Annotated in this window: 24 protein-coding genes; 14 read left to right on the plus strand and 10 right to left on the minus strand. The window is 67.4% G+C overall.

The features are described 5' to 3' along the window. Window positions 1–184: 184 nt before the first annotated feature. The 3 genes from C1Y63_RS10820 to C1Y63_RS10835 all read left to right on the plus strand — a co-directional run bounded on the left by C1Y63_RS10820 (window position 185) and on the right by C1Y63_RS10835 (window position 5,599). The gene (locus C1Y63_RS10820; RefSeq protein WP_106016467.1) at window positions 185–805 is read left to right on the plus strand and encodes a TIGR03085 family metal-binding protein; all 621 of its coding nucleotides are present in this window, start codon (window positions 185–187) and stop codon (window positions 803–805) included. A 126-nt stretch (window positions 806–931) separates the two neighbouring features. Further along, complete coding sequence (locus tag C1Y63_RS13110) at window positions 932–4,198, plus strand: DNA translocase FtsK (protein WP_233195694.1); 3,267 nt, start codon at window positions 932–934, stop codon at window positions 4,196–4,198. A gap of 369 nt (window positions 4,199–4,567) precedes the next feature. Further along, entirely contained in the window at window positions 4,568–5,599 is a 1,032-nt protein-coding gene (locus C1Y63_RS10835) for a TerC/Alx family metal homeostasis membrane protein (RefSeq protein ID WP_106016468.1), read from the plus strand. Window positions 5,600–5,734: 135 nt separating this feature from the next. On the opposite strand, the gene C1Y63_RS10840 is transcribed toward C1Y63_RS10835, so the two are convergent. Next, window positions 5,735–6,043: a YciI family protein gene (locus tag C1Y63_RS10840; protein ID WP_106016469.1), complete on the minus strand. Its 309-nt coding sequence runs from the start codon at window positions 6,041–6,043 to the stop codon at window positions 5,735–5,737. A gap of 47 nt (window positions 6,044–6,090) precedes the next feature. Between C1Y63_RS10840 and pgsA the strand changes: the two genes are divergently transcribed. The 4 genes from pgsA (at window position 6,091) to C1Y63_RS10860 (ending at window position 8,882) form a co-directional block, all read left to right on the plus strand. Next, on the plus strand, window positions 6,091–6,690 hold the full coding sequence (gene pgsA, locus C1Y63_RS10845; protein ID WP_106016470.1) for a CDP-diacylglycerol--glycerol-3-phosphate 3-phosphatidyltransferase: 600 nt from the start codon (window positions 6,091–6,093) through the stop codon (window positions 6,688–6,690). Continuing rightward, window positions 6,687–7,310: a CinA family protein gene (locus C1Y63_RS10850; RefSeq protein WP_106016471.1), complete on the plus strand. Its 624-nt coding sequence runs from the start codon at window positions 6,687–6,689 to the stop codon at window positions 7,308–7,310. Before pgsA ends, C1Y63_RS10850 begins: the two co-directional genes overlap by 4 nt. Window positions 7,311–7,405: 95 nt before the next feature. Continuing rightward, entirely contained in the window at window positions 7,406–7,720 is a 315-nt protein-coding gene (locus C1Y63_RS10855; protein ID WP_106016472.1) for a helix-turn-helix domain-containing protein, read from the plus strand. Window positions 7,721–8,048: 328 nt separating this feature from the next. Then, window positions 8,049–8,882 carry a PspA/IM30 family protein gene (locus tag C1Y63_RS10860; protein WP_106016473.1) on the plus strand — a complete coding sequence of 278 codons (834 nt, stop codon included), beginning with the start codon at window positions 8,049–8,051 and terminating at the stop codon, window positions 8,880–8,882. A gap of 152 nt (window positions 8,883–9,034) precedes the next feature. On the opposite strand, the gene C1Y63_RS10865 is transcribed toward C1Y63_RS10860, so the two are convergent. From C1Y63_RS10865 to C1Y63_RS10875, 3 genes are read right to left on the minus strand one after another with little or no spacing between them, the layout of a single operon-like run. Next, entirely contained in the window at window positions 9,035–9,688 is a 654-nt protein-coding gene (locus C1Y63_RS10865; RefSeq protein WP_106016474.1) for an energy-coupling factor transporter transmembrane protein EcfT, read from the minus strand. After that, window positions 9,685–10,380 carry an energy-coupling factor ABC transporter ATP-binding protein gene (locus C1Y63_RS10870; RefSeq protein ID WP_106016475.1) on the minus strand — a complete coding sequence of 232 codons (696 nt, stop codon included), beginning with the start codon at window positions 10,378–10,380 and terminating at the stop codon, window positions 9,685–9,687. Before C1Y63_RS10870 ends, C1Y63_RS10865 begins: the two co-directional genes overlap by 4 nt. Beyond that, the gene (locus C1Y63_RS10875; protein ID WP_106016476.1) at window positions 10,373–10,963 is read right to left on the minus strand and encodes a biotin transporter BioY; all 591 of its coding nucleotides are present in this window, start codon (window positions 10,961–10,963) and stop codon (window positions 10,373–10,375) included. The genes C1Y63_RS10870 and C1Y63_RS10875 overlap by 8 nt, the downstream gene beginning before the upstream one ends. A 179-nt stretch (window positions 10,964–11,142) precedes the next feature. Between C1Y63_RS10875 and C1Y63_RS10880 the strand changes: the two genes are divergently transcribed. From C1Y63_RS10880 to recX, 3 genes are all read left to right on the plus strand, one after another. Beyond that, entirely contained in the window at window positions 11,143–11,364 is a 222-nt protein-coding gene (locus tag C1Y63_RS10880; protein ID WP_106016477.1) for a DUF3046 domain-containing protein, read from the plus strand. Between the two features lie 442 nt (window positions 11,365–11,806). Continuing rightward, entirely contained in the window at window positions 11,807–12,916 is a 1,110-nt protein-coding gene (gene recA / locus C1Y63_RS10885) for a recombinase RecA (protein ID WP_106016478.1), read from the plus strand. A gap of 136 nt (window positions 12,917–13,052) precedes the next feature. Then, window positions 13,053–13,682, plus strand: a complete 630-nt coding sequence (gene recX / locus C1Y63_RS10890; protein ID WP_106016479.1) for a recombination regulator RecX — start codon at window positions 13,053–13,055, stop codon at window positions 13,680–13,682. Window positions 13,683–13,810: 128 nt separating this feature from the next. Here the strand turns inward: recX and C1Y63_RS10895 are convergent, their stop codons facing one another. The 4 genes from C1Y63_RS10895 to C1Y63_RS10910 all read right to left on the minus strand — a co-directional run bounded on the left by C1Y63_RS10895 (window position 13,811) and on the right by C1Y63_RS10910 (window position 17,161). Further along, window positions 13,811–14,749, minus strand: a complete 939-nt coding sequence (locus tag C1Y63_RS10895; protein ID WP_106016480.1) for an amino acid ABC transporter permease — start codon at window positions 14,747–14,749, stop codon at window positions 13,811–13,813. Next, complete coding sequence (locus tag C1Y63_RS10900) at window positions 14,746–15,432, minus strand: amino acid ABC transporter permease (protein WP_106016481.1); 687 nt, start codon at window positions 15,430–15,432, stop codon at window positions 14,746–14,748. The genes C1Y63_RS10895 and C1Y63_RS10900 overlap by 4 nt, the downstream gene beginning before the upstream one ends. A gap of 71 nt (window positions 15,433–15,503) precedes the next feature. After that, window positions 15,504–16,412: a glutamate ABC transporter substrate-binding protein gene (locus C1Y63_RS10905; protein ID WP_106016482.1), complete on the minus strand. Its 909-nt coding sequence runs from the start codon at window positions 16,410–16,412 to the stop codon at window positions 15,504–15,506. 20 nt (window positions 16,413–16,432) lie between these two features. Continuing rightward, complete coding sequence (locus tag C1Y63_RS10910; RefSeq protein ID WP_146128945.1) at window positions 16,433–17,161, minus strand: amino acid ABC transporter ATP-binding protein; 729 nt, start codon at window positions 17,159–17,161, stop codon at window positions 16,433–16,435. Window positions 17,162–17,614: 453 nt separating this feature from the next. Between C1Y63_RS10910 and miaB the strand changes: the two genes are divergently transcribed. Both miaB and C1Y63_RS10925 read left to right on the plus strand, forming a co-directional pair. Continuing rightward, window positions 17,615–19,165 carry a tRNA (N6-isopentenyl adenosine(37)-C2)-methylthiotransferase MiaB gene (gene miaB / locus C1Y63_RS10920; RefSeq protein WP_255414097.1) on the plus strand — a complete coding sequence of 517 codons (1,551 nt, stop codon included), beginning with the start codon at window positions 17,615–17,617 and terminating at the stop codon, window positions 19,163–19,165. 115 nt (window positions 19,166–19,280) lie between these two features. Further along, window positions 19,281–19,976 carry a hypothetical protein gene (locus tag C1Y63_RS10925; RefSeq protein ID WP_106016486.1) on the plus strand — a complete coding sequence of 232 codons (696 nt, stop codon included), beginning with the start codon at window positions 19,281–19,283 and terminating at the stop codon, window positions 19,974–19,976. Window positions 19,977–20,081: 105 nt separating this feature from the next. Here C1Y63_RS10925 and C1Y63_RS10930 read toward each other — a convergent pair whose 3' ends face one another. Next, entirely contained in the window at window positions 20,082–21,404 is a 1,323-nt protein-coding gene (locus tag C1Y63_RS10930) for a DUF349 domain-containing protein (protein WP_106016487.1), read from the minus strand. A 494-nt stretch (window positions 21,405–21,898) separates the two neighbouring features. Between C1Y63_RS10930 and miaA the strand changes: the two genes are divergently transcribed. Then, window positions 21,899–22,801 (plus strand): tRNA (adenosine(37)-N6)-dimethylallyltransferase MiaA, encoded by a 903-nt coding sequence (gene miaA, locus C1Y63_RS10935; protein WP_106016497.1) that lies wholly within the window; start codon window positions 21,899–21,901, stop codon window positions 22,799–22,801. Window positions 22,802–22,854: 53 nt separating this feature from the next. Beyond that, window positions 22,855–23,742, plus strand: a complete 888-nt coding sequence (dapF, locus tag C1Y63_RS10940; protein ID WP_106016488.1) for a diaminopimelate epimerase — start codon at window positions 22,855–22,857, stop codon at window positions 23,740–23,742. Window positions 23,743–23,836: 94 nt separating this feature from the next. On the opposite strand, the gene C1Y63_RS10945 is transcribed toward dapF, so the two are convergent. Beyond that, window positions 23,837–24,427, minus strand: a complete 591-nt coding sequence (locus tag C1Y63_RS10945; RefSeq protein WP_106016489.1) for a hypothetical protein — start codon at window positions 24,425–24,427, stop codon at window positions 23,837–23,839. Window positions 24,428–24,640 lie beyond the last annotated feature (213 nt).

Consider the following 24,640-nt stretch of genomic DNA (forward strand, 5'->3'; position numbering starts at 1 on the left):
TGGAGTGGTGGAGGTTAGGTGTTTTGGGTGGTGTTCGAATGTTGGGTGGGCATGTCAGGGTTGTTCGTGCTGGTCATGCTGTGAAAATCGGGGGTTCCAGACACACTTTCTGTCGTTTAACCCGCAATCCCTCATTCGCGCGCTCTGCCCGGATGCGTGCCGGGGCATGGGTAGGGTGGGGGCTATGAGTCTTGCTGCCACCACCCGCGCGGATCTTGCCCGCCTCCTGCTGAACCTTGGGCCCGACGCCCCCACCCTGTGCGAGGGCTGGACGACGAGGGATCTGGCCGTGCACCTCCTCGTGCGGGAAACCCGCCCGGATGCGGCGGCAGGCATGTTTCTCCCACCCCTGGGCCGTCACTTGGCTCAGGTGACCGCCGCGACTCGTGCGGGCGACTTTTCTGATGTGGCCCGGCGCTGGGCGGCCGGCCCCCACGGCCTCGCCAGGGTGGCTGATCGTCGTATGAATACCGTGGAGCACTTCGTCCACCTCGAGGACGTTCGACGGGCACAGCAGGGCGCGGAGCCCCTGGCGTTGTCGAGTGATGAAGCGCGTGAGCTCCACCGGGCGGCGGTGCCGTTCGTGCGGATGCTGCTGCGGACCAGCACCGCGCCGGTGGTGCTGGTGCCGCGTGGCCTGCCGCGGATTGTGTGCGCGGATCGCACCGGGGTCGTGACACGTGGCAGCGCGCCCGCTCGTGTTGTGGGCACGATCGGTGAGATCGTGCTGTGGGCGTTCGGGCGCGACGTCGCCGCCGTAGAGGTCGACGATCCTGCAGGCGTGGTGCGCCGCGCCAGCGCCTAACCCCGCCAGCCGCCCCCGGGGAGGCGGCCGGTTTGGTTCAAGTCTGCGGGCTTGAATCGTGGAAAAGTTGGGCGTGCCCCGTGTGTCTGCTGTGACTGGTGTGGTTCGCCGGTTAGGATGGTCCCCATGCCAAGTACCAGCACAAAGCCGCAGGCTTCCACCGCACCCGGGAGAAGAAAATCCGGTCCCGCCCGCTCGAAGGGGCGCGGCCCCGCACCAGTGACCGTGACGACCGCTTCCTCCCGCCGCGCTGCCGAAACCTCCCACGAGAGGACCGGCAGCGCGTTTCGCGCGGTGGGCAGTGGCGTGCGCGGCGGACTGGGCGCACTGGCCCACGCCGTGGGCGGTGCGACGCGCGGCGTGGCGGGCATGCTGCGCCGCGACCGTGGTGCGGTGCTGGACGACGACCATGTGGAGTCGGACGTTCTCGACGAGCAGCCCCCGCGCGCCTCGCGCAGGCAGCGGCAGGATGACGATGCTCCCGCCCGGGAGCCCTTCGACGCTCACGAGTTCGTCGAGGGGCATTCCGACGGGCTGGGGCTCAGCCTGCTCGGCATTGCTGTGGTGCTCATCGGCTCCATCTGGATCGATGTGGGCGGCCCCGTGGGGCACGCCCTCGCCGACGGGGTGCGCCGCGCCATCGGTGCGGGCGCGTATGTGCTGCCGGTGTTGCTCATCGGCATTGCCCTGTCGCTCATGCTCGGTGTCGCCCCGCGTGTGGAAGAGCGCAGCCGTATCGGCCTCGGGCTGGGGCTCATCGCGGTCCCGATGCTGGGGCTGGTGCACATCTTCGCTGGACTGCCGTCGACGTGGCCGGCGCGCATGGATGCCGGCGGCGCGGTCGGCATGGTAGCCGGCGGGCCCCTGTCGGCCGGCTTTACCCCGTACCTGGCGACCCCGATCCTCATCCTGGTTATCGTTTACGGTGCTCTCAAGGTCACTGATGTGACGGTCCGCGACTTCGTTGACTACTTCCGCGACATTCTCACGCAGCCCCGTGAGGAGGACTTCGACGAGTTCGACGAGTTCGATGATATGGACGACGGCGACGGCTACGCAGCAGACGAGTTCGACGCTGAGCACGCGGACCCTGTGGACGCCGCGCCGCGGACGTTGCGCCGCGCAGCCGCAGGCTTTGCGGACGCCGAGGAGTTCCCCTCCCGCACGCGCGCGGGCCGCACGACTCGGGAGCCCTACCCCGTCACCGATGGGGGACAGGGTGAATCCTTGTCCTTCGCCAGCGGCGGCCGTGACGCCGAGCCCGCCCCCGCGCGCCCGGCCCGGGCCCGCACCCCGATGGAGGCGTACCCGCTCGACGAAGCTGACGCGAACGAAACCGTGCGCCTGCCGCGGGCGACCCAGGCCAACGCCCGCACGGGGTGGGAGGACACCGCCGTGCTGGACGCGGTGGATGACGCGCCGCAGACACCGCAGCGTCCGGCCCCCAGCCGCGCTGCACAGACGACCGCGCGCGTTGCCGATGTTGCCGCCCGGACCGCCGGCGCAGTCGCAGGCGCCGCGGCGGCTGGTGCTGGCGCGGCAGCAGCCGCGCAGACCGCAGCAACCGCCCAGACCGCCATGACGGCCGCGCAGGCCGTGGCTGCCGCCCGCGCGGCAGCCCAAGACGCCACCCCGGCGAACCCGCCGCAGTCCTCCATTCAGGACGCGCTGGCGCAGCGCCAGGCTCCCGCAGCCCCGGCACGGCCCGCCCAGCCGGTGCAGGCCCCGCCGGCGCAGCCTGCAGCACCCGCGCGGGCGGCCGCACAGCAGCCTGCCCCGGCACCCGCCCCGGTGCCGGCGGTGGAGGAACCCGTCTACGAGGCGGAGCTCGTCGCCCCGGGCTCACACTACGAGCTGCCGTCCACGGATCTGCTCACCCCGGGCCTGCCGGCGAAAACCCACTCGGAGACCAACGATCGCATGATCGAGGCGATCATGGACGTCTTCCACGAGTTCAAGGTTGACGCCACCGTCACCGGCTACATGCGTGGCCCGACGGTCACCCGCTACGAGGTGGAGCTCGGCCCCGGTGTGAAGGTGTCGAAGATTACGGGCCTGCAGTCGAACCTCGCGTACGCCGTGGCAACCGCGAACGTGCGTATTCTCGCCCCGATTCCTGGCAAATCGGCCGTCGGCATCGAGGTGCCGAACACCGACCGTGAGATGGTGCACCTGGCGGACGTGCTCAACGCCCCGGCCGTTGCCGGTGATGACGATCCGATGCTCATCGGCCTCGGCAAGGACATTGAGGGCAACTTCGTGGCCCACTCGGTGCAGAAGATGCCGCACCTGTTGGTGGCGGGCGCGACCGGCTCCGGTAAGTCGGCGTTCGTCAACTCGCTGCTGGTGTCGCTTCTCACACGCGCCACCCCGGAGGAGGTGCGCCTGATTCTCGTGGACCCGAAGATGGTGGAGCTCACCCCCTACGACGGGATTCCGCACCTGATTACTCCGATCATCACCCAGCCGAAGAAGGCCGTCGCGGCCTTGGCGTGGCTGGTGGAGGAGATGGAGCAGCGCTACCTGGACATGTCCCGCAGCCGTGTGCGCCACATCAAGGACTTCAATGCCAAGGTGCGCTCCGGGGAAATCACCGCCCCGCCCGGCTCGCAGCGCGTCTACGAGCCGTACCCCTTCATCGTCTGTATCGTCGACGAGCTCGCCGACCTCATGATGACGGCATCGAAGGAAATCGAGGACTCCATCGTCCGCATCACCCAGAAGGCCCGCGCGGCGGGTATTCACCTGGTGCTGGCGACGCAGCGCCCCTCCGTCGACGTCGTCACCGGCCTGATCAAGACGAACGTGCCCTCCCGCCTGGCGTTCGCTACCTCCTCTGCGACGGACTCTCGCGTCATTTTGGACGCCGTCGGCGCGGAGAAGCTCATCGGTATGGGCGACGGCCTGTTCATCCCGCAGGGCATGGAGGCCCGCCGCATCCAGGGTGCCTACGTGTCCGATGAGGAAGTTCAGGCCGTCGTCGACGCCGCCAAGGCCCAGGGCGAGGTGTCCTACATTGAGGGAGTGACCGAGGACCAGTCGGAGAACCTCAAGAAGGACATCGACGACGACATCGGCGACGACATGGACGACCTGCTGCTCGCGGTCGAAAACGTCGTCGTCGGCCAGCTGGGTTCGGTGTCGATGCTGCAGCGCAAGCTGCGCGTCGGCTTCGCGAAGGCCGGCCGCCTGATGGACCTCATGGAAACCCGTGGCGTGGTCGGCCCCTCGGAGGGCACGAAAGCCCGCCAGGTGCTCGTCAAGCCCGAAGACTTAGACAGCGTGCTGTGGCTGATCAAGCAGGGCAAGCACGTCGACGATCTCGACCAGATGGGCGGCGCCGGTGAGGACGTCACCGTCGTCGACGCCGACCCGACGTCCGGGGTGTTCTAGCCACCCCACAACCCGGCGCGGCACGTGCGCCGCGCCCCGGGACGTGACAAGGCCCGCGACGCCTGGGAAGCGCCAGCACAGCACTGGTGGCGACCGGGTGCGTCGCGGGCCTTGCGTGGTGTCGGGGTCGGGGGTGGCTGTATGGTGGGTAAGCAACCAAGGAGGGGAGTACCCCACCCCGAGCGCGGCGCGGTCACCGCCCGCCGCCGACGGCTAATCGTCAACACGGCAGCGCAGCCACCACACCCCCACACACGGGGTGTGTGCGGGGCGCCCCGGTTAGTCGGCCGCACACACTGTGCGGTTGGGGGAGACCTCCGGCAGGTAGCCACTGTTGTCCCTACCACCGGAAGGTTTGTTCACACCGTCATGGAAGTCAATGCTGTGACGTGGATCATCACTGCTGTGGTGCTCCTCGGTTTTATCGTCTTCGATTTCGTCTCCCACGTCCGAAGCCCCCACGAGCCCACCATGAAGGAAGCCGCGGGGTGGATGATCTTCTACGTCGTCCTCGCCTGCCTCTTCGGCGGCTTCCTCTGGTACGCCTGGGGTGGCCCCGACGGCAACCACGACCACGCGATCGAATTCTTCGCCGGCTACATCACCGAGCTGTCGCTGTCGGTCGATAACCTCTTCATCTTCGCCCTCATCATCGGCGCGTTTAAGGTGCCCCGCGCCTACCAGCAGAAGGTGCTGCTCATTGGCATCGCCCTGGCGTTGGTGTTCCGCGGCATCTTCATCGGCATCGGTGCGGCCGCCATCAGTGCGGCGGCATGGGTGTTCTACCTCTTTGGCATTTTCCTGCTGTACACCGCCATCAAGCTCGTCGTCGACGAGATCCGCGACGCGGAGGAAAAGCCCGTCACCGACATGTTCGTCGTGAAGATGGTGCGCCGCGTCATCCCGGTCTCCGAGGGCTTCGATGGGGATAAGCTGCTCACCCGCGCCGGCGGTCGCACTCTGGTCACGCCGTTGATGATCGTGCTGGTGTCCATCGGGTTCATTGACCTGATGTTCGCCTTCGACTCGATCCCCGCGATCTTCGGCCTGACGAAGGAGCCGTACATCGTCTTCACCGCGAATGCTTTCGCCCTCATGGGCCTGCGGCAGATGTACTTCCTCCTCGACGGGTTGCTCGACCGCCTGGTGTTCCTGTCCTACGGTCTGGGCGTCATCCTCGCCTTCATTGGCGTGAAGCTGCTGCTGCACGCCCTGCACGAAAACTCCCTGCCGTTCATCAACGGCGGCGAGCCCGTCCACGTGCCGGAAGTCTCCACCGTCACCAGCCTGTTGGTCATCGTGGTGGTGCTGGCGCTGACGACCGTCGCCTCCCTTCTCAAGACGAAGCGTGACGAAAACATGGGCGCCATCCGGCCCCGCGAATACTCCTCCGAGAGCTAACCGCTCGCCTTTTGGCGCGGCAGCGGGCGTGAAGAGAAACACCGAGGCCCGGCCGGTGCCCCACGACACACGACGTGTGACAGGGGTACCGGCCGGGCCTGTGTGCTGCCGTAAGCGGTGGCGGCAGCCGGGCAGTTAGTTCGCCGGCGGCACGTAGCCGAAGGAGTTGATCACCGGGTTCCAGGCGTGGAACTCGCGGGAGTCCAGTGCGCCTGAGGTGTAGAAAGGATCGTCGTTCATCAGACTGGTGGCCTCGTCGATGCCCTGGCCCTCAGGGAGGCTGAGCACGATGAGCGCATCACCATTGCCCTCGGTGAAGGGGCCGGAGCCCAACACCAGGCCCTTGTCGTGCAACTGGCCAATGAATGCACGGTGGTCGGGGCGGGCGGCGAGGATGGTCTCGCTGGCGGGGTCGTAACGGTAGAGCACTGCAATATAAACCATGGGTTTAGTCTAAACCCCGCGCGGTGGCGCGGGTACGATTTGAATCTATGAGCGCCCAGACATCAAACCTCAATCTGCCCAACGTGCTGACCTCCCTGCGGATCGTGGTGATTCCGCTGTTCGCCTGGTGCGTGCTCGCGGCCGATGGTGGTGGGGGCGCGTGGCGCTGGGCCGCGTTCGTGGTGTTCGTGGCGCTGATGATCACCGACAAACTGGACGGCGATATTGCTCGCGCCCGCGGGATCGTCACCACCTTCGGCAAGATTGCCGACCCCATTGCGGACAAGGCGCTGATGATCACCGCGCTGGTCACGCTCAACCTCACGGGGTTGCTGGCGTGGTGGGTGACTGTGGTCATCGTCATTCGGGAGTTGGGGATCACGCTGTGGCGCATGGTGCTGCTGCGGCGCGGTGTCGTGGTGCCGGCGAGTAAGGGCGGCAAAGTGAAGACCACCCTGCAGGCCCTGGCGGTGGCGCTGTTGCTGCTGCCGCACTCGGACAGCCTGCATGGCCCCTTCCTGTGGGTGATGTACGCGGCGGTGCTCGTCACTGTGGTCACGGGTCTGCAGTACCTGTGGGATTCTTTCCGCGGCACCGGCGCTCACGACACCACGGACCCGGCTGGCGTGGAGACGACCACCCGATGAGTGCCGACCGGGCGGTGCATGGCGGGGGAGTCGAGGCGCTGCGCGAGCGGGCGGAGCAGTTGGCTACCCAGGTCGTTCACGCGGCGACCGCCCAGGGGCGCACGCTGGCGACCTGTGAGTCGCTCACCGCTGGGCTGGTGTCCGCCACCCTGGCGTCGGTGTCGGGTGCCAGTGAGGTCCTGCGCGGCGGATTGGTGACCTATGCGACGCAGACGAAGGCGACTCTCGCTGGCGTGGCCCCGGAGGCGCTGGCCGCCACCGGCCCCGTCGACCCGGAGGTCGCCCGGCAGATGGCCGCGGGCGCAGCCCGGCGGCTGAGGGCGGACATCGGGGTGGCACTCACCGGGGTCGCCGGGCCGACGACCCAAGACGGGCACCCGGTGGGGGAAGTGTGGCTCGGTATTGCCACCGCCGATGCGGTCCGCGCCGTCCAGGTCACCCCGCAGCTGTGCACTGGCGGTCAGCCCGCGTGGGAGCGCGGCGCCGTCGATGCCACGCAGCTGCTGCAGGGCGGGCGCGACTACATCCGCCTGCAGGCGGTGATCGGCGCGCTCGTGGTGCTGCTGCACACCCTGGGGCAGACTCCTGTCGCCGAGTTAGCACTCGAGCATCGCGAGTGATAACGGGCGGCCCGGACTGTGTGCCTGTTTGTGCAGCGTGTGGCCGAAAAAGTGGGGTGGGAACAAAAACCCCGCCACGGGCGTTAAGCTCAGTGATGGTTAAATACTCTGCTCTTCTAGATACGCCGGTCGAACCCCGACCGGCCGCCGAGCCGCTCCTGCGCGAAGCGCTCGGTGGTGCATTGCGCGCTTTCCGTTCCGAGCGGAACATCACCCTGCGTGAACTGGCAGAGAAGTCCCGGGTGTCCCCCGGTTACCTTTCTGAGTTGGAACGCGGTCGGAAGGAAGTCTCCTCCGAGCTTCTCGCCTCCGTCTGTCACGCCCTCGGCGTGCGGGTGTCGGATGTGGTGATTGAAGCGGCCGGAACGATGGCGGTGGCCCACACGGAGCCCTCGCTGGCAGCGGTGTAGCCCGCACACACCCCTTGCGCCTGACACAGGCACCTCAAGGGCATGACGACTCATTTCTTTTTCTCACCGACGCCCACACCGGCAAGTAGAGACAGCACACGTGATGTGTGTGCCTCACGCCCGGTGTGGGCGCTGGTCGTTTCCCCCTCGTGTTGCCGCAGGCGTGCTGTGAGATGCCTGTGACCCTGCCCGCGCGCGTCGACAGAGCAGGGGCGGCATCGCTAAACTGGGGAGAACGCATGCCAGCCGCGCAGGCGCAGCTGGCGAGGCACGACTGCCGTGCCGCACGACATCTATCCCTTACCGAAAAGGCGTAAAGCACCACATCATGGCGAATCCGTTTAGCAAGGCTTGGAAGTACCTCATGGCCCTGTTCGATTCCAAGATCGAAGAGAACGCTGATCCGAAGATTCAGATTCAGCAGGCGATCGACGAAGCGCAGCGCCAGCACCAGGAACTGTCCCAGCAGGCCGCCGCGGTCATCGGCAACCAGCGTCAGCTGGAGATGCAGCTCAACCGCCGCCTGGCGGACATTGAAAAGCTGCAGGGTAACACCCGCCAGGCACTGCAGTTGGCCGACAAGGCGCGTGCCGCCGGCGATCTGACGAAGGCGACGGAGTACGAGAACGCTGCAGAGGCGTTCGCCGCCCAGCTGGTGACCGCCGAGCAGTCCGTGGAGGACACCAAGCACCTCCATGACCAGGCTCTCAAGCAGGCCGCCCAGGCCAAGCAGGCCGTGGAGCGCAACAGCATGGCCCTGCAGCAGAAGGTCGCTGAGCGCACCAAGCTGCTGTCCCAGCTGGAGCAGGCCAAGATGCAGGAGAAGGTCTCCGAGTCCATCCAGTCGATGAACTCCCTGACCGCCAACTCCTCCTCCCCGAACCTCGACCAGGTGCGCGAGAAGATCGAACGCCGCTACGCCAACGCACTCGGCCAGGCTGAGCTCGCGGAAAACACCGTCCAGGGCCGCATGAACGAGGTCGAGCAGGCCGGTATCCAGATGGCGGGCCACTCCCGCCTGGAGCAGATCCGCGCCGAGATGAGCGGCGAGCTCACCTCCGCCCCGCAGCAGAGTTCCCTGCCCGCTGGCGAGTCGGCCACCCCGACTGTCAACCAGGACGCCGTCGCGCAGCGCATGCGTGAACTCCGCGGCGAGTCTTAAAAGACCACTGTGCCCCGCCGGTTGGATCCCGGCGCATGCACCAAGCCCCCTGATGCTTCAGCGTCAGGGGGCTTTCTTCCTGGGTGCACCCGGGGGCGCTGGCCGTGGGCGGGCTCTGCCGCCGGCACCCCAGGGGCGTGAGGACGTGCTGACTAGTCGTCGCCGACGCCGCGGGCGACGAGTGCGTCGCCCAGCTGCTGGGAACGACGAATACTGCGCACCAGCACGGGCACGAGCACCGCCGTCGTGGAGAACCCGGCACCGCGGGCGCGGGCGGCGTCCACAGCATCGGCGAAGGCCTGCAACTGCACGGGGATCAGCCGAATCGTCAGCACGAGCACCAAAGTGATGGACTCCGTCGGCACGTGGAAGCGTCGCAGCGGCGCCAAGGCATGGTCGAGGGAGTCGAGCATGCGGGCCACAGGCGTCGTCAAGGTGACGATCGTGGCGAAGGCGATGCAGGCATACAGGACGAACAACAGGGTGAAGGCCGCATACCAGCCCTCGAAGATCCCGGTGAACACCGTGAAGAACACCAACACCGGCAGCGGCGGCAGCAGCTGGGACAGGGCGGTCCGCCACGGCACCCGAATGATCACGTAGCACACAGCCGCCGCAGCACAGGCCCCGATGGCGACCGGCAGGGAGCGGAAGATGAAGGAAATGCTGATGATGATCGCGATGAGGGCGAGCATCTTCCAGCCCGGGCCTAGTCGGTGGATCCACGTGCGCCCGGGCACGTAGGTGCCCAGCATCGCCTGGTCGACCAAGGCACGATGAATCTGGGTGGTGCGCCGCCGACTCATGCGGTACCGCCCATGCGGCGCGTGTAGAAGCGCAGGACTTCGTCGACCTCCCCGTCGGCGACAATGGCGCCCTCGTCGATGCACAAGGCCCGATCAAACCCGGAGACGAAATCCAGGTCGTGGGTGACGACGTAGAGGGTTTGCTCCAACTCGTCGAAGACGTCCCGCAGGTGCAGCCGGTTGCGCAAGTCCAACAGGGTGGTGGGCTCGTCGGCGATGATCAGGCTCGGCTCCATGACGCACACGCTCGCGAGCGCCAGCATCTGCTTCTGCCCGCCGGAGAGCGTGTGCGGGGACTGGGTGGCCCGCGCGGCGAGGTGGAAACGCTCCAGCGCGGCGTGCGCCCGGGCGGCCCGTTCCTTCTTGTCCTTCACCGTGCGCCGCAGGGAGAACTCCACGTCCTCCTCGACGGTGGGCATGATGATCTGATTGTCGGCGTCGGCGAAGACGAAACCGACGCTGCGGCGCACCTGCTTGCCGTCGACCTGCGGGTCAACCCCGTCGACGGTGACGCGGCCCGCGCTCGGCGCGTAGAGGCCGTTGATCATGCGGACGAACGTGGACTTGCCGCCGCCATTCGCACCGACGATGGCGACGCGGCGCTCAGCCAACTCAATGGCGACATCCTTGAGGATGGGGCGCTCCGCCTGCGGCGGGGTGTAGGAGACGGAGTCGAAGACGACCTTAGACATGGGCGGCAGCGGTGGGGGTGCGCTGGAGGTCCTCACGGATGCCCGGCAGTGCCCGGAGCACGGCCACCGTCGCGATCGTCATGACGATCGTCTTGATGATGGCGCCCGGGATGTAGGTCAGCTGCGCGACAACCGCATCGCCGAAGGACATGCCGCTGACCACCATGAGGCCAGCAACGCCGCAGATGTACTGGACGACGATCGTCAGCAGGCACGCGAGTGCCACGCCAAACGTCATGACCGCCTTGTTGGGCTTCCGCAGGAACGGGGCAGACAGCAGGCCCGCCACCATGGGGGAGAACAGGTAGCCGATGAGGTAGCCGGCCGTCGGGCCCGCGATCGCCGACAGCACAGTGCGGCTGCCCGGAAGCACCGGCAGGCCCACGAGGCCGAGGACGAGGAACACCACGACAGGCAGGGTGCCGCGCTTCGGGCCAAGCACCAGGCCGGCCAGGACGCAGAACGCGTTTTGCAGCACGATCGGCACGCCGCCCGGGGCCGGGATGGACACGAGACTGGAGGCGATGATCAGTGCAGCGAACACCGCTGTCGTCGCGATGGTGCGTTGAGGTGTAGAAGTCATGCGGCTATTTTTGCATGATGGATATCGGAATCCTAAAACGTTTTGCCCCCGATCCTGCGGGAGTTGAACAGTGTTAGAACATTGCCCTGCTCAGGGGAGATGTTTGCGCGCGGGGCGTGCCGCTCCGCGGGTGGGGAAGCAGGGGGAGAGCTAGGCGGCGGGCGCATATAATCCCCAGCATGCGTTTGCAAGAATTTCATGACTGTGTGGCCCACGAGTTCGGTGCGGCCCACGGTGCATTCATCGTCTCCAGCCATGTGCTGTCCACGCTGGGCGGCACCCCGGCGGAGCTCCTCGATCGCGGGGTCACGCCCCGCGAGGTGTGGTGGGCGCTGTGCGAGGACTTCCAGGTGCCGGAAGATCGTCGCCTCGGGCCCGATCGGGGAAACGACGCGCACTAATCCTGCGGGTGGGCTGCGGCCGCGTCGGTGGTTATCCACAGCTCACGCGCCGGCGTGCGGGTTATCCACAGCGGGCATGGGGATTCTGCGCGGTGTGGGCGCACCCCGCCGTAGGGTGAGGGCATGTCGTCGCGCCGTGGGCGAGCGCGCCCGGGGTGTGGCGGCGAGAAGAATCCCTCTGTGATGACTGCGAGGCGTTCGAACATTTCCAGCGTTCCAGGCCGTGTGGAAGCTGCCAGGTGGTGGGAAACCCCGCCCACGTGCAGTGAAGTGGCCTGACGGTAACATGATTGGACTCGAACATCTGAGCGTGTATAGTTGCCTGCAGTTCCCGCCGCGCCGCCTAGGCTTACTCGACGAATCCTCGCGGTACGCCTCACCCGGCCCGCGCGCATCACAGAAAACACGACACTGACGACCATCGTTCGTAAAGGAACCACCCATGGCTGCAAAGAAGACCACGAAGACTGCTGCGGCGGGCGACGACCGCCAGAAGGCGCTTGCCACCGCCCTGGAGAAGATTGAGAAGGACTACGGCAAGGGCGCCGTCATGCGCCTGGGCGACGAGTCTCGCCCGCCGATCAAGGCCATCTCCTCCGGCAACACCGCCATCGACATCGCCCTCGGCATCGGTGGCTTCCCCCGTGGCCGCGTCATCGAGATCTACGGCCCCGAGTCTTCCGGTAAGACCACTGTGGCTCTCCACGCCGTCGCACAGGCCCAGAAGGCCGGCGGTATCGCCGCCTTCATCGATGCCGAGCACGCGCTCGACCCCGATTACGCCCGCAAGCTTGGCGTTAACACCGACGACCTGCTGGTCTCCCAGCCGGATACCGGTGAGCAGGCCCTCGAGATTGCCGACATGCTGGTCCGTTCCGGCGCGATCGACATCATCGTCATCGACTCCGTGGCGGCGTTGACCCCGAAGGCCGAAATTGAGGGTGAAATGGGCGACAGCCACGTCGGTCTCCAGGCCCGACTCATGAGCCAGGCGCTGCGCAAGATGACCGGTGCGCTGTCTAACTCCGGCACCACCGCCATCTTCATTAACCAGCTGCGCGAGAAGATCGGTGTGATGTTCGGCTCCCCGGAGACCACCACCGGTGGTAAGGCGCTGAAGTTCTACGCCTCCGTGCGCTGCGACGTGCGCCGCATCCAGACCCTGAAGGACGGTGCCGATGCCATCGGTAACCGCACCAAGCTGAAGGTCGTGAAGAACAAGGTCTCCCCGCCCTTCAAGGTCGCCGAGTTCGACATCATCTACGGCGAGGGCATTTCCCGTGAGTCCTCGATCATCGACCTCGGTGTGGAGAATGGCTTCGTGAAGAAGTCCGGCTCCTGGTTCACCTACGAAGGCGACCAACTCGGCCAGGGTAAGGAAAAGGCCCGCCTCCACCTCAAGGAGAATCCGGAGATCGCCGACGAGATCGAGCGCAAGATCTTCGAAAAGCTCGGCGTCGGCGAGTATGCCAAGAACGACGAGTTGAGCGACGAGCCCATCGACGTCGTCCCCAACGTCGACTTCGACGATGAGGATGGTGCCGAGGAGTAATCGGCCCCTCGCCTCTTCGGTGGCATCGCCCCACACGGGCATCACGCCCCCTGTGCTCTCTTTCGTCCCCGAGTCGCAGAGCAGCACAGGGGGCTTCCCCCTGACGTCTCCCGCCTCGTTTCCCAGGAGTGTGCTGATGAGCTCCGATCGCCCCGCCGACCCGCAGAAAGACACGATTGCCGCGCTTGCCGCCGCACTGGAGGAGATCTCCCAGTCCGACGGCTCGACCTTCTTTGATGCTGAGTGGGAGGACCAGAAAGCAGCCGTGTGGTCACGGGCGCTGAAACTGCTCGACCACCGGGCACGGTCGGTGGGAGAGCTGCGGCAGCGGCTGAAAGACCTCGACCTGCCGACGGCTGTGGTCAACGAGGTGGTGGAGGATCTTCAGCGCGCAGGCCTGCTCGATGACGCCCACTTTGCGCGCGAGTGGGTGCGCCAACGCCACCACCACAAGGGCAAGTCGCGGGCGGTTCTTCGGCGTGAGCTCGCGGAGAAACTGATCTCAGCCGAGCTGCAGGAGGAGGCGTTGGCGATGATCGATGATGCGGACGAACGCGCCGTCGCGACCACGCTCGCGGCGAAGAAAGCCCGCAGCGTCACGGTCGCACCCGCCAGCTACGAGGAGTACCAGAAGGTACTGCGGCGCATCGTGGGTGTCCTTGCCCGCCGTGGCTACCCGCAAGGCATGAGCCTGAGCGTGGCGCGGGAGCAACTCGACCAGCGGATCGACGACCTCGGCGGCGCCCCCGGATACGACGACGACTAAGCACGTGTCACCCGCGCGTTGCGGCCACCTCCGTGCGGCGAACTCCGCTCGCGGATGCTCAAGCGCCCCCTGCACATGGACTGTGCAGGGGGCACTGTCGTCGGGGAGGAGCACACGACTGCTCGCCGCTATTCGGCGGTGCTGCGCAGGTCCCTGTGGGCGGGGTCGTGCCAGTCCACGGTGGCACGGTCCTTGGTCTCCACGCCCTGGTCCTTGTGCTCCGGCACGGCGGCCACAATGTTTTTCCGGGCGCGGCCGGCACGCAGCTGGCGTTCGATGCGCTCCGCGAGCGTCGTCAAGGTGTAGTTGAGCGCGATCATGATGATCGCGACCACGACGAGCGCAGGGAGGTAGTTCCGGTAGTAGGACGCCGACTGGATACCGGAGCGCACCAGCTCCACGTAGCCGATCTGGTAGCCCAGGGCCGCGTCTTTCAGCGCGATGACCATTTGGGCGATGAGCGCCGGCAACATCGCGGCCACCGCCTGCGGCAGCAGGATCGACCACGTCGTCTGCCGATGGCTCAATCCCAGCGCCTGGGCGGCTTCCACCTGGCCGCGCGGCAGGCTACGGATGCCGGAGCGCAGAATCTCGGCGATGACGGAACCGTTGTACATCGTCAGGCCGAACACCACCGCGGCGAAACCCAGCTGGGAGGAGGGCACCAGGGCGTACTTGGTGAACGCCTGGTACGCGAAGATCATGAGGATGAGCACCGGGATGGCGCGGAAAAACTCCACGATGATGCCGCACAGGGCGCGCAGGCTCCGGCGGGGGCTCAGCCGTCCCAAGCCCAACACGGTACCCATCGCGAGGGACAGGACGATCGACGCGGCGGCGGCCTTGATGGTGCCGAACAAGCCCGGCAGGATGTAGGTCGTCCAGGTCGTGGCAAAAGTGAAGGGTTCCCACTTGTCTGCGGTGAGCTGGCCGTTGGACTGTAGGACGCGGCCCGTCCACAGCACCACGGCGACAGTGATCGCCGCAGTGATCCAGGTGAGGATGCGGTTGAGGTGCCGGCCGCGGGGGCCGGGCGCGTCGTAGAGGACTGTAGCGCGGGTGGTCATGAGTTCTTCACCGCCATCGTGGACGACAATCGGCTGACCACCAGGCCCATTGGCAGGGTCAGCACCATGAAGCCCAGTGCGAACAGGCCGAACACTGCGAAGAGGTGGTCGGCGTGGTTTTCAATGGTCGACTTCATCAACAAGGAGGCCTCGGCTACGCCGATCATCGAGGCGATCGTGGTGTTCTTTGTCAACGCGATGAGCGTGTTGCCCAGCGGCACCACCGCCGCCCGCAGGGCTTGCGGGAAGATGATGGAGCCGAAAATCTGGGGGAAGCTCAAGCCGAGGGCGCGGGCGGCTTCCGCCTGCCCGAAGTGCACCGTGTTGATGCCGGAGCGTAGCGACTCGGCCACGAAAGCGCTGGTGTAGATCACGAAGCCGAGGACCGCGAGTCGGAAGTTGTTGGTGGTGATGAAGTGGTCGTTGTCGGGGGCGAGGGTGAGCCCGAGGTTTTGGTACAGGCCAATCGAGCACAACAGCACGATGAGCGTCAGGGGAGTGTTGCGCACCGTGGAGATGTAGATGGTGGCCAGTCGGCGCATGATGGCCACGGGGGAGACGCGAAGCGCTGTGAGGATGGTGCCGAGGATCATCGCCCCGATCGCCGAGTAGACGGTCAGTTTGATGGTGATCCAGAAGGCCGCGAACAGGCTCCCGCCGAGGTCAGTCCACAACTGTTGCATGTGGTGGGACTCCTTGGGTGGTCGGTGGTGGGCGGGTGGGAAGGAGACGTGGGGTGCGGTGGTGCCGCGCCTTAGTCGTTGAGGAACCTCAGGTCGCCGGGGTCGCCGGGGGTGATGTTGGCGGTGGCGTCGCCCATGTTTTTCTTCACGAGGCGCTCAAATTCGCCGCTGCTGTCGAGCTCTTTGAGGGCGGTGTTGATGGCGTCTTGGGAGGCCAGGTCGCCGAGGGAGTGCCCGATGCCGTAGTACTCGGTGGTAAACGGGGTGCCGTCGGCGTTGGTCATGTCCACGACCCGGAATTCGCCGGGGTATTGGGTGGCGAACCCGTAGAGGATGGTCGCGTCGGTCGTCATCGCGTCAACCTTCTTCTGGTGGAGTGCTTCCACGCAGGAGGAGTAGGAGTCGTACTCCTGCAGCTGCACGCCCGGCAGGGCCTTCTTGACCTTCTGTGCCGGGGTGGAGCCCGTCACGGAGCACAGCTTGAGCCCGCCGTCGAGGTCCTTCAGGGTGCTGATGCGGGTGTCGTCGTCGCGGACGAGGAGCGCCTGGTGGGTGATGACGTAGGGGCCGCCGAAACTGACGACCCGGGCGCGGGCCGCGTTGATGGAGTACGTGGCGGTGATCATGTCGACCTCGCCGTTTTTGATGAGCGTTTCGCGCTGCGCGGAGGGGGTTTCCCGCCAGGTGATGCGTGGGTGGTCGACGCCCCGGGCGTCGGCGATGTGGTTGACGACGTAGGTGGCGATATCCACGTCCAAGCCCGTCATCGTCTTGTCGGGTTCACGCAAGCCGAGTCCCGGCTGGTCGTATTTGGTGCCGAGGATAACGTGGCCGGAGTCGATGGACTGCACGAGGCTGCGGGGTTCTGTGGACCCGCAGGCTGCGAGACTGCCTCCCACGAGGATGCTGGCAACCAGGGCGACGGTGGCTGTCGCCCAGCGGCGCAGCCGGTGTCTGGTGGGGTGGGGATGGTGGGTCATGGTGTCTCCTTCGCGGGCCGCTAGTGGCCGAGGATCTTGCTGAGGAAGTCGCGGGCGCGGTCCGTGGCGGGGTTGTCGAAGAAGGTGGCGGGGTCGCTGTCTTCCACGATGCTGCCTTCCGCCATGAACAGAATGCGGTCGGCTGCTTTCCGGGCGAAACCCATCTCGTGGGTGACGCACAGCATGGTCATGCCTTCCTCCGCGAGGCCCGTCATCACGTCGAGGACCTCGTTGACCATCTCCGGGTCGAGCGCGGAGGTCGGCTCGTCGAACAGCATGACTTTCGGGTTCATGGCGAGCGCCCGGGCGATGGCGACGCGCTGTTGCTGCCCGCCGGACAGCTGCGCGGGGTATTTCTTCGCCTGGGAGGCGATCCCCACCCGGTCGAGCAGCGCCATGGCTTGCTGCTCTGCCTCCTCCTTCGGCGTCTTGCGCACCTTGCGGGGTGCGAGGGTGACGTTGTCGAGGATCGTCAGGTGGGGGAAGAGGTTGAAGGATTGGAAGCACATACCGACGTCGGCGCGCAGGCGGGCCAGTGCCGCCCCCTCCTCGGGCACGCGTTCCCCGTCGACGAAGATCTCCCCGGAGTCGATGGTTTCCAAGCGGTTGATTGTCCGGCACAGGGTCGACTTGCCGGAGCCAGAGGGGCCGAGGACGACGACGACTTGGCCGCGCGGGACGGAGAGGTTGATGTCGCGGAGGGCGTGGTAGTCGTCGAAGTATTTGTTGACGTCCACCATGCGGATCATGGTCTCGTGTGCTGCTTCTGCCATGCACCCACGCTAGTGTGTGCTGAGTCATAAGCGCAAGGGTGGGTGGTGTGGATCGCGTGGAAATCCGGTGTGAACAGCAGCTGACACCAGCACCCCCGGGGGTGCTGCGCCGTCCGGGTGAGCGGCTGGGCGGTGCGGGAGGCAACCGCCGCGTTGGGCGCGGGCACACGTGTGGTGCCTGCGGCGCGACCACGTTGAGCGCACCCAGCGGGCTTCTCGGCGTGTCATCACGTCGGTCGGGGCGGCCATCCTCCAAGGGGATGGCAGCCCGGTCGCCGCGTGGGAGGTGGTGGTGGGGAAGTGGATTAAGGAGAACGTCGCCTGCCTGGTGCGGAAAGGGGTGTCGTCGCTGTCGTTTTGCTCACCCCCGCTTTTGTGCGCCGACGGCGAGATGCACCCCGGCGTGGCCGTGCTCTACACTTACCGCCCGTGTCTTCACCCACTACCACCGCAGTGACCAGCCCCGCCAGCCAGGAGCGCCCCGCGAAAACCTACGAGGTGCGCACCTTCGGCTGCCAGATGAACGTGCACGATTCCGAGCGTCTTTCCGGGTTGTTGGAGTCCGCCGGCTACACCGCCGCCGCCGAGGACACCACACCTGACCTGGTGGTGTTCAACACCTGCGCGGTGCGGGAAAACGCCGACAATCGCCTGTACGGGACCCTCGGCCAGCTACGGGCCGTCAAAGACGAGCACCCGGGCATGCAGATCGCCGTCGGTGGTTGCCTCGCGCAGAAGGACCGCGACACGGTCGTGAAGAAAGCCCCGTGGGTGGATGTCGTGTTCGGCACGCACAACATTGGCTCCCTGCCGGCACTGCTCGACCGGGCGGCCCACAACGATGAGGCCCAGGTGGAGATCGTCGACGCGCTCGAGCAGTTCCCCTCGGTGCTGCCTGCGAAACGCGAGTCGGCCTACGCCGGCTGGGTGTCGATTTCCGTGGGCTGTAACAACACCTGCACGTTCTGCATCGTGCCGAGCCTGCGAGGTAAGGAAGTCGACCGCCGCCCGGGCGACATCCTCGCCGAGGTGCAGGCCCTGGTCGACCAGGGGGTGACTGAGGTGACGCTGCTGGGGCAGAACGTCAACGCCTACGGCGTGAACTTCGCCGACCCCGAGGTCGAGCGCGACCGTTCCGCCTTCAGTAAGCTGCTGCGCGCCTGCGGCGAGATCGAGGGCCTGGAGCGCGTCCGCTTCACCAGCCCCCACCCCGCGGAGTTCACCAGCGACGTCATCGACGCCATGGCGGAAACCCCCAACATTTGCCCGCAGCTGCACATGCCCTTGCAGTCCGGCTCCGACAAGGTGCTCAAAGAGATGCGGCGCAGCTACCGTTCGAAGAAGTTCCTGGGCATCCTCGAAGAAGTCCGGGCCAAGCTGCCGCACGCAGCGATCACCACCGACATCATCGTCGGTTTCCCCGGGGAGACCGAGGAGGACTTCCAGGCCACCCTCGACGTGGTGGAGAAGGCCCGGTTTACCTCAGCGTTTACGTTCCAGTACTCGCCGCGCCCGGGCACCCCCGCAGCCGAGTACGCCGAGCAGATTCCGAAGGCTGTGGTGCAGGAGCGCTTCGAACGCCTCATGGCGCTGCAGGAGCGCATCAGCCTGGAGGAAAACCTGGCGCTCGTCGGCACCGAGGTGGAGCTGCTCGTGCAGGCCGACGGTGGCCGCAAGAACCACGAAACGCACCGGATCTCGGGGCGCGCCCGTGACGGCCGGCTGGTGCACTTCCGCCCCGAGGGTGCGATTGATGGGAAGATCCGCCCCGGCGACATTGTGACCACCCGGGTCACCGGCGGTGCCGCGCACTACCTGCTGGCGGATGAGCCGGTGCTCAGCCACCGTCGCACCCGCGCCGGCGACAACTCCGAAGCAGGTGCGGTGCCGACGACCGCGCCGATCGGAGTCGGCCTGGGCATGCCGCGCATCGGTGCGGCCCCCGCGCAGCCCTCCTCCGGGGGCTGCGGCTCCTGCTAGCGGCCGTCACCTCGTGGTCGCGCTCCCGGCCGCCTGTCGTGCTGGCCGGGGGCGGATGTGTGTGTCACGGTGGTGGCCGCGCGGGGGCGCGCGGGGCGCGGGTTAGGATGGTGCAATGACTTCCCCCAGTGCTGAAGCTTCACCCTCGTCGAGCGCGAGCTCCCGTGTCGCCCGCCACGTGGCGGCCTTCGATGGGGATACGAAAGCCGCGGAGCGGGCCGCCGCCCGCACCGTGGTCATCGGGCCCCTGCTATTGCCGATCGTGCTCGGCATGATGGGGGTGTTTGTGTCCCTGTTCTTGCCGCACTCTGGCCGGGTGATTGGCCTCGATGTGCTGTTTTTCTCGGATACTGCCCGCGCCTATGTCACCACCGTCCCGGAGCGGATCTACATCTGGCTGGCCATCATCGGCCCCTTCCTGCTCACCGTGGCGACGGTCGTGACCCGCTCGATGGGTATTGCGCTGGCCGCGTGGGCGACGAGTGGCGCGGCGATGTTCTACTCCCTGTTTGCGATTTGGATGCGGCAGTCCCGCCCGCCGACGGAGCCGGGGTCCGGCCCCAGCATCGGCTTGGTCATCGGTGCGGTGTCGGTGACGATCGTCGCCGTCTGTTTGAGCATCGTCGTCTTCCGCCGCAGCGCCCTGCAGCGGGCGATGGCGGAACTCCGCAGCGCACCCGCAGCCCCGGATGCTGTGGCCAGCGTGCAGGACGAGATTCTGCACCAGGAGCAGCAGCGTGCGACCGAGAACTCCGTCCTCGTCGATGATCGACGCGCCCGCGCCGCGCGCCGCCGCCGCACGCAGCAGTAGTCCCGGCAGGATCGGACAGGCAAGCGCGAAGCCCCCGGCGGGGCATCCCGACACGATGACACGTGTGGGGCAGCCCCGCCGGGGGCTGTGGCGTGTGTGGGCGGGTTAGAGGTTGTCGACAGCGTTGGCGGCGGCGTCGGCCCACTGCTGCCACTGCTGTGCCTGCTCGCGGAGCGTGGCGGCCTTCGCGCTCTTGCCGGCGGCCTCCGCCGCCTCGGCCTGCTGGGTGAGCTCTGCGACCTTGGCGGTGAACTGGGCGGCCCGCGCCTGGGCGGCGGGGTCGGTGCGCCGCCACTGCGCATCGGCGGCGTCGGCCACCCGGCGCTCGATGGCGGCGATCTTGTCCTCGAATTCGCGCACCCGCTGGCGGGGCACGAAGCCAATGTTTTCCCACTTGTCCTGCAGCTCCCGCAGGAGGGTGCGGGCGTGCTCGATGTCGGCCTCGGGGTCGATCTTCGGGCCGTACTCGGCGATCAGCGCGTCCTTGGCGTCGGCGTTCGCGGCGAACTCGGCGTCTTTTTCCTCGGTGACCTTGTTGCGGGCGGCGAAGAAATGATCCTGGGCGGCGCGGAAAGCCTCCCACAGCTTCTGATCGTGGTCGCGGCTGGCGCGGCCAGCGGCCCGCCACTCGTCCATCAGTTGCTTGAAGGCGCGCGCGGTCTCCGCCCAGTCAGTGGAATCCTTCAGCGCTTCCGCCCGGGCCACCAGGTCCTCCTTGGCGCGGCGGGCTGCCGCACGGGTGCGGTCCAGCTCCGCGAAGTGCGCGCCGCGGCGGTGGTTGAACGCATCGCGCGCCTTCGCGTAGCGCTTCCACAATTCCTCGTCGGTGGAGCGTTCAATCCCGCGGATCGTCTTCCACTCCTCCAAGATGGTGCGGAAACGATCGCCGGCCTTCTTCCACTCGGTGGAGTTCGCCGCCAGGTCTTCTGCCTCGGCGGCGAGTGCTTCCTTGCGGGCGATGGCCTGGGCGCGGCGTTCCGCCTTCGCCTGCTTGGCCTGGGCCTCGGCCTGCCCGGAGGCGTCGATGATGGCCTGCAACTCAGCGTCGAGGGCGGGAATGTCGCCAATGACGGTGGCTTCCGGCAGCCCCTCGCGCAGCGCCTGGGCGGCCGCGCGGATCTGCTGCGCCTCACCCGGGTGGGACGTCAGTCGGACGGCGAGCAGATTGACCTCGGTGGCGAGATCCGCGTAGCGGGTCGCGTAGTGCTCCAACCCTTCCGCCGGGGTGCCGGCCTTCCATTCGCCGATCTTGCGCTCGCCGTCGGCGGTGAAGACGAACACCTGCCCGTCGTCGTCCACACGGCCAAAGTCCTGCGGGCGGCCGCCCACAGCCGGGCGTGCGGCCGGGGCGGGCACCGGGGTGCTGCGCACCTGGCCGGGGCGGGGACCCGGGCGCGGCCCAGGCTTCGGGGTGGGGTGAGCGGTCATTGCAACCTGCCTTCCAAGGGGTGGGGTGGGGTGTGCGCCGCGCGTCACGGCTGCCGGCTCACCACTGCCGGCAGGGGCACCTGCGAAGGTGTCTGCCGCCAGTGGGGCATGAAAAACAATGAAGTGCTGCCGCAGGTGGGGTGCGGCAATACAGACAAAAGTCTAGCCTGATTCTTTCCGCGTCCTGGGCATAGCCGCACCTGGGGCGTGTGCTGGTGCCACCACCCTTGCTGTGGCGGGTGTGCTGGTGGGCGTCCCAGCCTGGGTGGGTGGCGTGCTGACGGCCGCGATGGTCTGCGGCAGGTGCGTAAAGTACCTTGTGGCGCGCCCCCGTGGTGCCACGACAGTTTCCCCCTCGCTGCCCGCGACCCACCTTTGTCTTCCCCGAAGGAACCCACATTCTTATGGACGCCCCCGCCCAGCCCACGTCCCCCGCCGCGAGTTTGACCCAACCCGCCTGGGGCGTGTGCCCGACCGTGACTGCGGAGTCGACGCTGCCGCGCCCGATTGCGATCGTGGGTCCCACCGCCAGCGGAAAGTCCGCGCTGTCGTTGGCGCTGGCCGAACAGCTCGACGGGGAGGTCGTCAACGTCGACTCCATGCAGCTCTACCGGGGCATGGATATCGGCACGGCGAAACTTTCCCTCGAGGAGCGGTGCGGGGTGCCCCACCACCTGCTCGACGTGCTCGACGTGACGCAGACCGCCTCCGTGGCGCGCTACCAGCAGCAGGCGGTGGCCGCCGTGGAGGACATCCAGTCCCGCGGCAAGGTGCCCCTGCTCGTCGGCGGCAGCATGCTGTACGTCCAGTCGTTGGTGGACGACTGGCAGTTCCCGCCCACGGACCCCGCAGTCCGTGCCCGCTGGGAGGCCCGCCTGGCGCAGGAGGGGTTGCCGGCGCTGCGCGAGGAGCTGCGGGCCGTGGACCCCGCAGCCGCCGCCATCATTGAAGAAGCCGACCCCCGGCGCACCGTCCGCGCCCTGGAGGTCATTGAGCTCACCGGCAAGCCGTTTGCCGCCTCCCAGCCGCCCGTCAACGCGCCCGCCCGGTGGAACACCGTGATCCTGGGGCTCGCAACCGAGGCGGAGTTCCTCAACCCCCGCATCGCGCAGCGCACCCAGCTGATGTTCGACTCCGGCCTTATGGAGGAAACCCGCGGCCTTGTCGACGCGGGCCTGGTCGCCGAGTCCACGGCGGGGCGGGCCATCGGCTACGCCCAAGCCTTGGCGGTGCTGGCAGGGGAGATGACCGTGGACGATGCCTGTGAGCGCACCACCTTCGGCACCCGCCGCTACGTGCGCCGGCAGCGCAGCTGGTTCCGGCGCGACCCCCGCACCCTGTGGCTGGATGCCGCGGGCGACGTCGCTGCCGCCGCCCACGCCGCCCTCGGCATCTAGCGGGGCCGGGGAGGAGTGCCGGGTGTGCGGGTGGGGTTTGCCATAATGTCCGCATGACTGCAGTTCCCTTCGCCATCGGCCACGGCACCGAAAACGACTTCGTGATCCTTCCGGACGCCGCCGTCCACCTCGACCTCGGGCCCGACACCGTGCGTGCCCTCTGCGATCGCCGGGCCGGTATTGGCGGCGATGGGGTGCTGCGCGTCGCCACGACCCAGGCGCTGGTCGACCACGGCGTGTTGGACTCCATCCCCAGCGGCGTCAGTGGCGACGACTGGTTCATGGATTACCGCAACGCCGACGGCACCATTGCGGAAATGTGCGGCAACGGGGTGCGGGTGTTCGCCCACTGGGTGGCTAGCCGCGGGCTGGTTTCCGGCAGCGACTTCGTCGTCGGCACCCGGGCCGGCGCCCGGCCGGTGCACGTGAGCGCCCAGACTGCCACCCACGCCACCGTCACCGTCGGCATGGGGCCGGCCCGCGTGCTGGGCACCACCTCCTGTCGGGTGGGCGGGCAGGAGTTCTTCGGCCTCGGGGTGGACATGGGCAACCCCCACCTCGCCTGCGTGGTCGATGGACTCGACGAGGCAGGCTTGGCGGCGCTGCCCGTGGAACAGCCCATCGCCTTCGATGAGGACTTCTTCCCCCACGGCGTCAACGTGGAGATCCTCACCCCCGCCCGGGAGGTGGGCGAGGAGTTTGCCACCACCATGCGTGTGCACGAACGCGGCGCGGGGGAGACCCGCTCCTGCGGGACGGGCACGGTGGCGGCCGCCCGGGCAGCGCTGGCCGCCGAGGGCCTGGCGGACGGCACGGTCACCGTGCGGGTGCCCGGCGGCGACGTCGTCGTCACCATCGACGGGGAGACCAGCACCCTGACCGGCCCGTCGATCATCGTCGCCACCGGCTCCATCGAGCTGGATGCGCTGACCCGCCGCTAATCCCGGGGGCGTCCCCGAAGACACCCCTGCCCGCGCGGGCACCCCGCTGCGGTGGGCGGGGCTGCCGCGGAGTCGTGCCGAAGCCCCGGCCGGCCTAGGACTCGTCTGTGCCGTCGTCGGCACCGCCGTCGGGGTGGTCCTCACGCAGGGGTCGTGGCGCACCGAGGGCAGGGTAGTCGACCCCCAGGTGCGCTGCAGTGCGGTACGCCCGCCGCCATGCCTCGTCCAGAGCCATGGTGCGCTGAGTGGTGATGGTCAGCAGCTTGTCGATCTGCTGGGCGTCCGTACACGCCGCCATGCGGGCCGGCAGCCGGTTGAGGAAACGACGGGCCGTACGGTACTGGAAAAAGAAATCCTGCAGATCCTCATTGTCGACCGCGCCGTCCATGAGGCTGGGGCGGTGCAGTGTTCGATTCGCGACCGCATCCGCGTCCATGTCGTCGCAAAAACTCTCGTACTGAGCCACCACGTCACCCAACTCGAGGGCAGCCAACTGCAACGAGCCCGCAGCGGCCCCTTCCGCGGGAGTTCTCCGCTGGCGGGCAATGAGCCAGGCGGTGCCGCACACGATGACAACAAAGGCGGGCAGCGCCAGGGGCCGCAGCAGCTCGGCGGCGAGGAAGGCCACCGCGGCTGCGGACAGCAGGATCCACAGGAGGGTGGAACGATTCTCGGGCACTGTCACTCACCGGGCTTTCCCCGCGCGAGCGCCAGGTGGCCTCGCGCGGACATGAAGACAAACGTGGAGGGGTCTACGACCCCCACGGTACTGAAAACACCCGGCCTGCTGACACGCACCATCGCACCAGGCCCCGCAGCACGCCGAACACACCGAGGGGCTGCATCCCGCCGCGGGCAGTCACGAGTACGACGAGACCGTGGCAGACAGGGCGCCACA

This window comes from Corynebacterium sp. 13CS0277 (genome assembly GCF_002994655.1).
Taxonomy (GTDB): domain Bacteria; phylum Actinomycetota; class Actinomycetes; order Mycobacteriales; family Mycobacteriaceae; genus Corynebacterium.